The following is an 11,453-nucleotide window of genomic DNA, read 5'->3' on the forward strand; positions in this document are numbered from 1 at the left end:
CAGTGCTTGGGAACTGGCGAAGAAACCCTCGTTGGACGTGATGGGTCGGGCGCCACGACGCTGCCGTTATGGCTACTTCGACCGTATCGACCGCATCGACCGCCTTCCGGGCCGCGCGCAGGACCGACCGCCTCGACGTGCTGATAGCCGAGGTGCGCGAGGCCGTCGGACGGGGACTGCCGCCGGACCTGACGGCGTACCTGGTCGGTGAGCGTCTCGCGCCCCATCTGGGCGCGGACGATCTCCTCACCCCGGAGCAGTGCGAGAGCGACCCCGCGTGTTACCGCCAGCATCTGCTCCACGCCGAGCACGACGGGAGCTTCTCGCTCGTCGCGCTGGTCTGGCTGCCCGGCCAGGGCACCTCCGTGCACGACCATGTGTCGTGGTGCACGACAGGCGTCCACGAGGGCGAGGAGCACGAGCGGCGCTACCGGCTCGTCCCGTCCACCGTGGACGGTACGTCCGCGCGTCTCGTCGCCACCGGTGATGTGGTCAATGCCCAGGGAGCAGTGTGCGGCTTCGCTCCGCCCGGTGACATCCACCGGGTCTGGAACGCGGGCACGGGCCGGGCGATTTCCCTCCATGTCTACGGCGCGGACATCTCCCGCCTGAAGTCCAGCGTCCGCCGGGTCTACGAGCTGCCGGCCGACCACTGATGGCGCTGCTCCGCGAACGGGCCTCCACGGCGCCCCCGTCCGCCGCCGCGCCCCGCGCGCTGCCCGGGCTCGCGCTCGCGGCCGCCGGCGTCGCTGTGGCCTGGTCCGTCCACCACCTGCTGCCGGGCCTGCCGATGCTGACCGCCGCCGTGGTGCTGGGCGTCGTGGCGGCGCACCTGCCCAGGGTGCGCTCCGTGGTCCGGGGAGCAGCACGCCCGGGACTCTCGTACGCGGGAAAACGGCTGATGCGGATCGGCATCGTCCTGCTCGGGCTGAAGCTGAGCCTGGACGACGTGCTCGGCCTCGGCTGGGCAACGGTCACCATGGTGCTCGGCGTCGTCGCCGCCACCTTCTTCGGCACCTGGTGGCTGGGCCGCCGGATGGGGCTGCCCGGCGACCAGCCGCTGCTCATCGCCACCGGCTACTCCATCTGCGGGGCGTCCGCGATCGGCGCGGTGAGCGAGGCGACGGACAGCGACGAGCGGGACGTGGCGACGTCGGTGGCCCTGGTGACGCTGTGCGGGACGCTCGCCATCGCCGTACTGCCGCTGCTCCAGGGGCCGCTGGGGCTGAGCGACGCGGAGTTCGGCCGGTGGGTCGGTGCGAGCGTGCACGACGTGGGACAGGTGGTGGCCACCGCGCAGACCGCCGGGCCCGGCGCACTCGGAGAGTCGGTCCTGGTCAAGCTGATGCGGGTGGCGCTCCTCGCACCGCTCGTCGCGGCGGTGGCGCTGTCCGTACGGCGTCGGCGACGGGCCGGGGAGGCAGCGGCTCTGCCGGGCAGGAAGCGGCTGCCGCTCGTACCGCTCTTCGTCGTCGGCTTTCTGGCGATGGTGGCCCTGCGCAGCACCGGCCTGCTCCCGGCCACCGCGATCGACGCGGCGCAGATCGCCCAGGAACTGCTGCTCGCCGCTGCCCTGTTCGGGCTCGGCAGTGCGGTGGACCTGCCGTCACTGACCCGCACGGGCGGCCGGGTGGCGGCGCTCGGACTGTGCTCCTGGGTGGTGGTGGCGGGGGTGTCGTACGCGGGAGTACTGCTGGTCATGGGGTGAGCGCAGGGTTCGCCCGGTTGCCGCTCGTACGCGTCCCGGCGCCGCGCCGGGTAATGCGGGCCGACGTCAGGAGGATGAAACTGGGGGCAGGGCCCGGAGGGTGGAGGTGAACATGTGTGCGACGACCCGCTCGGCCCCGGGTGCCAGGCCGAGATCCCGCCGGCGGGCCTGTCGACGGGCGTCGCCGTCCTCGGCACGGACACGAGGTACCTCTTCGCGGATGCCGCCTACTGCCGGATCTCGGGCGAAGATCCCACGGCGCTCGTGGGCCGGACCGTCAGCCCACAGGCCGAGCGGAAAGTAGGCTCCGCGGCGCTTGTGGCCGGGGTTCTCGCGGACGGGACCTCTCGTACCCAGGTGGGCGCCGCGAGTCGTTGCACGTGGCATCGTCTGACCGGCCACGGCAGAGTCCTCGGTGCCGTGGGCATCGTTGCCGAGACAGCCTCCGCCCCGGGAGGCGAACAGGAATCCGCCACGTACCGCCTCGATGCTGCGGATGACGCCGGCCGGATCGGGACGACCCTCGATGAGGGGACCAGCTGCGTCGAAGCGGTGAATTTTCTCGTCCCCCGGCTGTGCGACGCGGCCGCGGTCGATCTGCTGCCGGAGCCGCCGTCGACAGTCGGCGACCCACGCAGCGTGCCGATGCCCATGGTGTACCGGGCCGCCGTGGCCGGCCGGGCGGACCTGCTCGCCGCCGGTCAGGCGCCCAGGGAGGCCAGCTCTTCGATTCAGCCGGCAGATTCACTCTCGGCCCGCGCAATGCAAGGCGGCCACCCCGTTCTCGACGACAGATGGATGGCAGTACCGCTCATCGCTCACGATCGTGTGAGGGGTGTCGTGCTGGTCGCCCGGATGCACGGCAGCTTCGGCCGGTACGAGGCGCTGACCATCCGGTCGGCGGCCCGGCGTGCTGCCCTCGCCATCGACCATGCCCGTCTGTTCGCCCAGGCCCAGCGGACCGCTGTCGAACTGCAGCGAGCCCTGCAGACCGCCCCCGGGCGCCCGCACCCCAACCTTCAGTTGGCCACGCGCTACCTTCCCACCGGCACCGGGACCCTGGTCGGCGGGGACTGGTTCGAGACCGTTCGTCTTCACTTCGGGCGGACGCTGCTCGTGATGGGCGATGTGATGGGGCACGGCGTGGAAGCCGCGGTCGACATGAGCAGCTACCGCTCGATGCTCCGCGACGTTGCGGCGGCCGATCTTCCACCGCACCGGGTGCTGCGGCAGCTCGACCTCGCCATCGCCGAAGCCACCGCGAGGCGGCCCGCCACGTGTCTGCTCGTACGGGTGGACCCCGCGCGCGCAATGGGCTCCTTCTCCAGCGCGGGGCACCTGCCCCCCGCCGTGTTCAGCCGGGACGGCGCCGCGGATCTGATCCAGGTGCCCGTCGGGCCGCCGCTCGGCACCGGTGTGGGTGGATACGACATCGTCTCCCGGGCTCTGAACCCCGGCGACACTCTGCTCCTGTTCACCGACGGCCTGGTCGAACGGCGCGGGGAGGACATCGACTCCTCGCTCGCACGCCTGGCGCGCGTACACCCGGCCCCCGGTCACACCGTCGACGAACTCGTCGACGAAGTGCTCGGCGCACTCGACGCCGCGCATGCGGAGGACGACGTGGCTCTCATGGCCGCGCGCATCCGGCACCGGCCGGTACCGGAGCACCAGTGACCGCTGAGTGATCACCGCCTGACCGGGCCGGGAACTGGGCGGGAGGTCCGTCCGACTCTCTGGCGAGCGGGGTGTACCCGCGCGCAAGGGAGGTGCGATGGGCGGGCTTGATGTGCGGATGCGAGGGATCGTCTGCCGCCATGGCCGGGTCGACGCCGTCCGGGACACGGACCTCGAGATCGCCGCCGGCGAGCGGGTCGCCCTGACCGGCACCAACGGCTCGGGCAAGACCACACTGCTGCGGGCCGTCCTCGGTCTGCACCGGCAGGCCGACGGCGAGATCCTGGTCGGAGGGCGGGGTACGCGTACCGCGGCCGACTGGGCCTGGCGGCGGCGGGTCTGCGCATGGATACCGCAGAAGCCCGCAGCGGGACGCTTTCCGCTGCCGGCCCGGGAGTTGCTCCTGAGCAGCGGCGCGGCGGCGGAGGCGGGCGAGGCAGCGCGGAAGCTGGGCGTCGGCGAACTGGTCGGCCGGCCGCTGCACACGTTGTCCGGAGGGCAGTTGCAGCGTATGCATCTGGCCCGCGCGGTCGGCTGTGTCGCCGCCGGGGCAGGGGTGCTGCTGGCCGACGAGCCCACCGCGGCACTCGACTTCTCCGGTCAGGAGGAGGCGGCCGACGTACTGCTCGCGCTGCCGGTCACCGTGCTCGTGGTGACGCACGACCGGGCGCTGGCGGACCGCTGCGACCGCGTGCTGGAGATGGCCGCGGGCCAGTTGCGGGTGGTCCGGTGAGCATGACCCTGGCCGTGGCGGACGTCGCCGAGCTGCTGCAGCTCCTGCCCGTACAACGGGCCGGACTGGCCCTGCTGTTGGCGGCCGTCGGACTGCCCGTCATCGGTGTGGTGATCGTGGGGCTGGACATCATGCCGGTGCGCTTCGCGATGATGCATGTGGCCCTGCTGGGCATCGCGATCGGCATGCTGACCGGGCTCGATCCCATGCTGTGCGCGCTCGTTGCCTGTGCGCTCGCGGGCGCCGGGGTCGCGCCGCTGGCCCGTACGCCCGACGGGCTCTCCGGGGCCATGGGGCTCCTGATGAGCCTGGCCGTCGCGGCCGCGCTGCTGGTGCTGGCGGTCTCGGGGGTCAACGCCTCCGGTGCGTTCGCGCTGCTGTGGGGGTCGATCCTCTCGGTGGGCACCGCGGACCTGGTGGTACTCGGAGTGCTGGCCGTCCTGGTGCCGGGCCTGTTCTGGTGGCGGCGGCGCGACGTGGCACTGCTCTTGTACGACCGTGAACTCGCCCAGTGTTCCGGCGTTGCGGTCTCCAAGCTGACGCTGCTGCTGCTGGTTCTTGTCGCGGTGTCGGTGGCCGGGGCGCTCAAGCTGACCGGAGCGCTGCTGGTCGATGCCCTCACCCTGCTGCCCGCGCTCGCCGCACGGCGCCTGGGCACGTCCCTCGTATCGATCACCGCCTGGGCGGTCGGCATCGGCATCGCCGTCAATCTGACCGGGTTTCTGCTCGCCCTCTGGCTGGACCTGCCGCCCGGTCCTGTTCTTGTCCTGACGGCGGGGGCGGTTGTCCTCGGCGTTCACTTCATCCCCGAACGGAGAATCAGCTCATGGCGCGCAACCGCGTCCGCATCCGCATCGCTTCCCTCTTCCCCTTCCTCGCACTGAGCGCGGGTGTGGCCCTGACGGCAGGCTGCGGCACCGCCGACGACCCCTCCGGCGGCAAGCACCCGCACGACGGGGCGCCGGTGGTGGTCGCCACGACCACATGGGAGGGCGCCTTCGCCAAGGCGGCGGGTGCCAAGGATGTGAAGGTCATCGTTCCCCAGTCGGTGCAGCACGCCCCCGATTACGACCCCAAGCCGTCCGATCTGGCGGCGGTCGCCGCAGCCGACTTCGTGCTGTACGCGCCCTTCGAGCCGTACGCCGAGAAGATCAAGGAGGCGGCCGGATCCGACGCCGAGCTCGTCGAGGTCGGCCTCGACAACGACGCCGACAAGGTGACGGCCGAAGTGACCCGGCTGGGAAAGCTGTTCGGCACCGATGACGCCGCCGCCCGGTGGAAGAAGTCGTTCGGGGCGGAGTACGGCAAGCTGCAGAAGGAGCTGAAGTCGGCCTGGCCGGAGGGGAAGCCGCCGACCGCCGCCGCACAGGTCTTCACCGCCTGGTCGGCCAGGATGACGGGCGCGGAGGTGGTGGGCACGTACGGCCCCGAGGCGGTAACGGCCAAGCAGTTGTCCGAGCTGTCGGGGAAGAAGCCGGCTCTGGTGCTCGACAACGCGCATATGTCGACCGGCACGGTGCTGCCCGACTCCGGCGCCGAGCAGGTGAAGATCGTCAACTACCCGGGCCCGGACCTCGAGCTGCTGCCCGTGTACCGGGCGGCCGCGGACGCGGTGAAGAAGGCCATGGCCGGCTCCTGAGCCGTGCGGGGGGCCGGGTTCCGGCCCCCCGGGGCCGGCCGCCGCGTCTCTTCGGCGCCGGCCCCCGCCGCCTACCGTTGGCACCGCGTACCGTCAGCCGGTCCTTTCCGACTCCTGCGGACCGTTGAACAGGGCCCGTATCGCCGCGCGGTCGGGCTTCCCGGCGGGGGTGAGCGGCAGCGCCTCCAGCACGAACAGCCGCTCCGGATGCTTGCGGCGTTCGAGGCCGCGCTCGTCCAGACGCGCGCACAGCTCATCGAGGGTCAGGGCCTCTCCGCCGCGCGTCATCACACACGCCGCGAGCCGTTCACCCATCAACGCGTCGGGGATCCCCACGCACACCACGTCCCGGATGCGCGGGTCCATGGCCAGCTGGATCTCGACCTCGGCCGGACTGATGTTGGCCCCGCCGCGGATCACCACGTCCTTGAGCCGCCCGACGACTCTGAGGGTGCCGTCCTCCTCCAGCAGGCCGAGGTCCCCGGTGCGTACCCAGCCGTCGGTGGTCCGGTAGCGGGCGTCGAGGTCCGGGGCACCGACGTAACACAGCGGGGTCATCGGCCCTCTGGCGACGATCTCGCCCACGTCGCCCGCCGGGACCTCCTCCATCTCCGCCGTGCCGGGCACGGCGATGCGTATGTCGGCCACGCCCGGATCGGGACGCCCGGCCACCACGCCGGGGCCGTCGGCGGGCGGGCGCTCCTCGCCCAGTCCCGTATGGCAGTTGACTCCGTCCGCCGAGCCGTAGAGGTTGACGACCGGGCAGCCGAAGGCGCGGCGGGCCTCGTCGGCAGTGGCGGGGTCCAGAGCCGAGCCGCCGAGCACCAGTGCCGTCAGGGACGGGGCATCGAGCTGCTCGTCGCCCAGCCGGTCCAGCATCATCCGCACCATCGTCGGCACGCCCAGCACATGGGTGGGTTCGTGCGTGACGATCGCTTCCAGAGCGGCCTCGGGCGTGAAGTGGTCGAGCAGGACGAGGGTTCCGCCGTGCCGGGCGAGCGCGACCGCGGTGCCGTTGCTGCCGTAGGCCGAGCCGAGCGGGACGAGGAACAGGCACCTGGGCGGTTCCCCCTCGCGCATCAGGGAGGCCAGGAAGTTCCCACGGCCCCCGGCGAGGGCGTTGTGGGAGTACGCGATCATCTTCGGCTCGGCCTCGGAACCGGAGGAGACCAGAATCCGGGCGGCGGAGTCGGGATCGGGACGGGCGGCGACGAAGGCGGCCGCATCGGCGCGCAGCAGCTGCGCCATGGGCACGGCACCCTCGGCCGCGGTGCCGGGGCCGGCGGCGATCACCGTTCGCAGCGCGGGGAGTTCACCGGACAGGGCGAGCAGATCGGCGGCATGCCGGTAGCCGCGGTGCTCGGTACTGGCGATCACCGCGACGGCCTCCGAGCGGCCGAGCAGTGACGCCGCCTCCTGTCCGCCGCGTCCGACGGGGAAGGGGAGAGCCACGGCGCCGAGAGCGGCGATGGCCAGGTCGGCGATGACGGCGTTGCGGCTGTTCGGCAGCTGGACGCCGACCACCTCGCCCTCCTGGATGCCGAGCCCGGTCAGCCCGACCGTCATGGCGCGCACCTTGCGGTCGAGCGCCGTGTAACAGAGCTTCCCCTTGGCGTCGATGAGCGCAGTGCGGTGCAGGTCGGCGATCTGCCGGGCTCTGTAGAGGCTGTAGATGTCCAGATCGGGACAGGTGCCGTCGATCGCCCAGGAACGGCGCAGCTCTGCGGGCAGGAGGTCGTGCAGCTTGAGGGTCATACGAAGCTCCAGGGGTCGGGAACGGCGGGTGCGCCGTGCGCGTCGCGGGTGATCGGGCCGGTGAAGCGCGGATCGTGGTGCAGGGCCGCCAGGTCGGTGGTGACGGCGGTCGCGGACAGGCCGTGCGCGTGCAGCCGTGCCAGCGCGTCTTCCGTGGGCAGCGCGTGCAGGTCATGGGCGCCGGCGGCGCCCGCGCAGGCATCGGTGGGCGCGACCCAGCCGTCGGCGGTGCGCAGGGGGCGACGGAACCCGGCGGGGCGGCGCGCGGGGAGGCCCGCGGCGGCACGGCGCAGCGCGGGCGCGGTGAGGACGTCGGCGGCGCCGAGGAGCGAGGAGTCCACGCGTACTCCCCGGCCGGTGCGTTCGCGCAGCAGCAGCCCGGCGAGCACGGCCTCGGCGCCGAGCAGTCCCCCCATCACATCGAGCAGAGTCATCAGGGACGGTGCGGGCGGCTCGTCGGCCGGCCGGGCGGCCTCCCCGACCCCGGTGCGCGCCTGGACCATGAAGTCGGTTCCCAGGGGCGCGCCGGTCAGCCGTCCCGCCCAGCCACTGGTGTACGCGTAGACGAGCGCGGGGTTGGCGCGGGCCAGATCCGCGGAGTCGAGTCCGAGCTGCGCGGCCTTGCCCGGCGCCCAGTTGTGCAGGAAGACGTCGGCCTCGGCGGCCATCTCGCGCAGCATGCCGCGGTCGGTGCCGGACTTGATGTCGACCTCGACGGCGCTCTTGCCACGATTCAGGGCGAGCCAGCGCGCCGAGATCCCGGAGCAGGCCGGCGGCATGCCGCGCAGCGGGTCGCCGCCCGGCGGCTCGATGCGGATGACCTCCGCGCCGAGCAGTCCCAGCAGATGTGCGGTGAGCGGGGCCTGGATACGGCGGCCGGCCTCCAGCACGGTCAGTCCGGCGAGTGGCAGCGCCTGGGTGAGCCGCGGCGAGTAGGCGGCCTGGTACGGGGCCTCGTGCGGAGCGCCGGGCGAGGTCAGGGTCCAGGGGGCCGCCCCGTCCTGCTCGGCGGCCCGGTCGGCGAGGGAACGCAACGGGCACACGTCGGCGCCGGAAACGTCGGCCGCCTCCCGGATCCGCTGCCAGGAACTCGACCGGGCTGTGCTGTGCAGGGAATCGGGGAAGGGCGCGCAGGCGGTGGCGTACCGGAACTGGAAGGGGCGCCAGCCCGCCCGTATCGCCACCTCCGGAGCTTCGAGCGCGCGCCAGAAGGCGGCCCATACCCCGGGGTCCAGGGTCTCGAGTTCGAAGAGCGTCCCGTCGGCGGACGTGAACGGCGGTCCGCCCGGGGCGAGTTCGGCCGCCTCCCCCTCCTCGGCACCGGCGGCGGCCAGATACTGGGAGACCGCCAGCAGCCCGGACCGTTCCGCCGAGGTCTTCACCTGCGCGGTACCGGCCCCGCGGCCGCGGGCGAGCAGACCGGCCAGCAGTCCCTGCACGGTCAGGACGGCCGTGGCGGTGGCGGCGTAGTCGAAGGCCAGACCGCGCGGTACACCGTCGCGGCGGCCATGGACCGCCATGATGCCGGTGGCTGCCTGCACGGTGGACTCGTCGGTGATGCCGGTGCCGGACCCGCCCCAGGTCGTGTGCGCGGTGAGTTCACCGAACTCGGATCCGGCGAGCGCGAAGTGGCTTCCGTGGTCACCGTGAGCGCTCTGTTCACCCTCGGCGCCCACGGCCCGCGCTCCGAGCAGCCGCAGATGCTCGGCGACGAGTACGTCCCCGGGCCCGGACGGCCCCGACGTGCTCAGGCGCAGTCCGTCGAGCGGCCGCCGGGCCGTTCCGGTGGTGGCTGGTGTGGCCATGGCTCTCCTCTCCGGGCGCGGTGGGAACTGGAAAGCCGCCGCGCCCGACCTGTTCGACGGAGAGACAGTCGGACTGCTGTTCCCATGGGTTCCCTGGAGGCCGGAGCAAAGTGGTGGAGAATCAGGTGCGGGCCGGTCGCGGCATGCCCGAATGCCCGGCCGGGCTGAGGGACTTGAGGGACCGCGTCACCGCGTTCGTACGACACCGGGTCATGCCCTGTGAGCCCGTACTGGACGCGGGGGGCCCGCAAGCTACCGCCGCGCTGCGCCGACTTCGGCAGGAGGCGAGGGAACAGGGGCTCTGGGCGTTGCCGCTGCCGGCCGAGCTGGGCGGTCAGGGCCTTCCCCTCCGCTCCTACGTGCATGTCGCCGAGGCCGAAGGGGCCAGCGACCACGGGCCCGCCGCGCTCGGATCGGCGCCCCTCCTGGACGTACTCATGCTCCAGCGGTACGGCAGCCCCCGCGTCCGCGAGCTCTATCTCCACCGGCTGGTCGCCGGAGAGATCCGCAGCTGTTACGCCATGACCGAGCCGGAGACGCCGGGCACGGACCCGTTCCTCACATCGACCAGGGCCGAGCCGAGCGCCGGCGGAGGCTGGACGGTCAGTGGCCGCAAGTGGTTCACCAGCGGCGCCGCCGACGCCGACCTCGTCACCGTGCTCGCCCGTACCGACGGCGCACCGGCGGACCGCGAAGGGCTGTCCCTGCTGCTCGTCCCCACCGCCACGCCCGGCTTCCGGGTGGTGCGCGAACTGCCGGTGCTCGGCGCGGGCGGGCAGTGGGAGATCGAGCTGGACCGGGCCGCGGTGGACGGGGACCATCTGCTCGGCGAACGGGGCAAGGCCCTGTCCGTCGCGGGGGAGCGGCTGCAACTCGGCCGCACCCTGCGCTGTCTGCGCTGGCTCGGCCAGGCACAGCGCGCCTTCGGCCTGATGTGTGAGCGAGCGGCCACCCGCGTGCGGTCACGCGGTGCGCTCGGCGACCTCCAGCTCGTCCAGCGCCATGTCTTCGAGGCGCTGCTCGCACTGCGCACCACACGCCCTCTGGTGTACGAAGCGGCCGCCCGTCTCGACGCGGGGCTGGACGCGCATGTCGAGGTGGGTCTGGCCAAGGTCGCCGCCTCCCGCATGCTCCAGGAGGTCGCGGATGCCGCGATCCAGGTACACGGCGCGGCGGGGCTCGGCCCGGACACGCCGCTGCCCGCGCTGTTCAGGACCGGACGCGCGGCGCGGATCCTCGACGGCCCCGACGAGCTCCACATCACGTCCGTCGCGCGCCGGGTGCTGCGTACGGACTGACCGCGGCCTCGCCCCGGGCCGGTCTCCCGGCGCCGCTCCTACGGCGAACCGTCTCGCGTGGTCATGCCGCAGTCACGCCTCCGCCACGCTGCGGTGACGCCGTGAGGCGTAGCGTCTTTGTCCGAAGCCGTCAGAGCAACGCAGGGGGCGACGACCTGAGCCGGCTGCCTGCGGGTATCGGCTCCCGAAAGGATGGCCATGTCCCGCAATCGCTGTCTCGCCCTGCTCGGAGCAGCACCGCTCCTCGCAGCACTCGCGATCTCGCCCGCTTTCGCGGCAGGAGGCGCGGGGACCCAGGAGTCGCTTCCCACCGCAGAGACGACGACTGCGATCGCCCCGAACGTCTGTCACGGCCTGAGCCTGCCCAAGGACGCCTACCACACCGGCTGTCGCCAGGGGTTTCTCCTGGGGTCGGCCGCCGGCAGGAAAGACGGCAGTCCTCCTGTCTGCCAGAAGCTGCCGCCTCCGCTGGCGCCGGTCAGTCCCAATGACCACGAGCGCGGCAAGATCCAGGGCTACAAGTACGGCTACAACCAGGCGTACGCGAAGGCGTTCAAGGAGAACTGCACGCAGAAGCCGGGGGAGCCCCCGCCGCCGCAGAAGCCGCCGGAGCAGACGTACGACAGCATGTTCAACGCCGGGAAGTCCTCCGGCACCACCTGGGCCCTCGAGGACGCCAAGACGTGCGTGCGGACCCACGCGCGTCTGACACCTCCGGCCAAGCCGGATGTGCTCATCGCCGCGTTCCAGAGCGGGTACGCCGTCGGCTACGACACCGCGTACGACGAGGCCTTCCGCAAGAACTGCCAGGGCACGCCCTAGGTTGTCGTCGCTGACC

The 11,453-nt window shown here is 72.5% G+C and carries 10 protein-coding genes; 8 read left to right on the plus strand and 2 right to left on the minus strand.

Going from position 1 to position 11,453, the window contains the following annotated elements; genetic code table 11:
- Positions 1 to 68: 68 nt before the first annotated feature.
- The 6 genes from OG883_RS11325 (at position 69) to OG883_RS11350 (ending at position 5,757) form a co-directional block, all read left to right on the plus strand.
- Positions 69 to 656 (plus strand): cysteine dioxygenase family protein, encoded by a 588-nt coding sequence (locus OG883_RS11325; RefSeq protein ID WP_266538536.1) that lies wholly within the window; start codon positions 69 to 71, stop codon positions 654 to 656.
- A complete protein-coding gene (locus tag OG883_RS11330) occupies positions 656 to 1,708 on the plus strand; it encodes a YeiH family protein (protein ID WP_266538539.1) in 1,053 nt (350 codons plus the stop codon). The genes OG883_RS11325 and OG883_RS11330 overlap by 1 nt, the downstream gene beginning before the upstream one ends.
- Before the next feature lie 114 nt (positions 1,709 to 1,822).
- Positions 1,823 to 3,385: a PP2C family protein-serine/threonine phosphatase gene (locus tag OG883_RS11335; RefSeq protein ID WP_266538542.1), complete on the plus strand. Its 1,563-nt coding sequence runs from the start codon at positions 1,823 to 1,825 to the stop codon at positions 3,383 to 3,385.
- Between the two features lie 97 nt (positions 3,386 to 3,482).
- A complete protein-coding gene (locus OG883_RS11340; RefSeq protein ID WP_266538545.1) occupies positions 3,483 to 4,118 on the plus strand; it encodes an ABC transporter ATP-binding protein in 636 nt (211 codons plus the stop codon).
- A gap of 2 nt (positions 4,119 to 4,120) precedes the next feature.
- A complete protein-coding gene (locus OG883_RS11345; RefSeq protein ID WP_266541425.1) occupies positions 4,121 to 5,002 on the plus strand; it encodes a metal ABC transporter permease in 882 nt (293 codons plus the stop codon).
- Positions 4,945 to 5,757, plus strand: a complete 813-nt coding sequence (locus tag OG883_RS11350) for a metal ABC transporter solute-binding protein, Zn/Mn family (RefSeq protein ID WP_266538547.1) — start codon at positions 4,945 to 4,947, stop codon at positions 5,755 to 5,757. Before OG883_RS11345 ends, OG883_RS11350 begins: the two co-directional genes overlap by 58 nt.
- A 93-nt stretch (positions 5,758 to 5,850) precedes the next feature.
- On the opposite strand, the gene OG883_RS11355 is transcribed toward OG883_RS11350, so the two are convergent.
- Positions 5,851 to 7,512 carry a class I adenylate-forming enzyme family protein gene (locus tag OG883_RS11355; protein ID WP_266538550.1) on the minus strand — a complete coding sequence of 554 codons (1,662 nt, stop codon included), beginning with the start codon at positions 7,510 to 7,512 and terminating at the stop codon, positions 5,851 to 5,853.
- Positions 7,509 to 9,317: a CoA transferase gene (locus OG883_RS11360; protein ID WP_266538552.1), complete on the minus strand. Its 1,809-nt coding sequence runs from the start codon at positions 9,315 to 9,317 to the stop codon at positions 7,509 to 7,511. The genes OG883_RS11355 and OG883_RS11360 overlap by 4 nt, the downstream gene beginning before the upstream one ends.
- Positions 9,318 to 9,460: 143 nt before the next feature.
- Between OG883_RS11360 and OG883_RS11365 the strand changes: the two genes are divergently transcribed.
- Together OG883_RS11365 and OG883_RS11370 are read left to right on the plus strand one after the other, a co-directional pair.
- Positions 9,461 to 10,615, plus strand: coding sequence for an acyl-CoA dehydrogenase family protein (locus OG883_RS11365; RefSeq protein ID WP_266541428.1), 1,155 nt, complete (start codon positions 9,461 to 9,463; stop codon positions 10,613 to 10,615).
- Between the two features lie 198 nt (positions 10,616 to 10,813).
- A complete protein-coding gene (locus tag OG883_RS11370) occupies positions 10,814 to 11,437 on the plus strand; it encodes a hypothetical protein (RefSeq protein WP_266538555.1) in 624 nt (207 codons plus the stop codon).
- Positions 11,438 to 11,453: the final 16 nt, after the last annotated feature.

Origin of the sequence: Streptomyces sp. NBC_01142, from assembly GCF_026341125.1 — a bacterium.
Classification (GTDB): Bacteria; Actinomycetota; Actinomycetes; order Streptomycetales; family Streptomycetaceae; genus Streptomyces.

Excerpts from the sequence above, each read along its gene's own strand:
- OG883_RS11325 (WP_266538536.1), top strand. The coding sequence starts at position 69 with ATGGCTACTTCGACCGTATCGACCGCATCGACCGCCTTCCGGGCCGCG.
- OG883_RS11330 (WP_266538539.1), top strand. The coding sequence starts at position 656 with ATGGCGCTGCTCCGCGAACGGGCCTCCACGGCGCCCCCGTCCGCCGCC.
- OG883_RS11340 (WP_266538545.1), top strand. The coding sequence starts at position 3,483 with ATGGGCGGGCTTGATGTGCGGATGCGAGGGATCGTCTGCCGCCATGGC.
- OG883_RS11345 (WP_266541425.1), top strand. The coding sequence starts at position 4,121 with ATGACCCTGGCCGTGGCGGACGTCGCCGAGCTGCTGCAGCTCCTGCCC.
- OG883_RS11350 (WP_266538547.1), top strand. The coding sequence starts at position 4,945 with ATGGCGCGCAACCGCGTCCGCATCCGCATCGCTTCCCTCTTCCCCTTC.
- OG883_RS11355 (WP_266538550.1), bottom strand. The coding sequence starts at position 7,512 with ATGACCCTCAAGCTGCACGACCTCCTGCCCGCAGAGCTGCGCCGTTCC.
- OG883_RS11360 (WP_266538552.1), bottom strand. The coding sequence starts at position 9,317 with ATGGCCACACCAGCCACCACCGGAACGGCCCGGCGGCCGCTCGACGGA.
- OG883_RS11365 (WP_266541428.1), top strand. The coding sequence starts at position 9,461 with ATGCCCGAATGCCCGGCCGGGCTGAGGGACTTGAGGGACCGCGTCACC.
- OG883_RS11370 (WP_266538555.1), top strand. The coding sequence starts at position 10,814 with ATGTCCCGCAATCGCTGTCTCGCCCTGCTCGGAGCAGCACCGCTCCTC.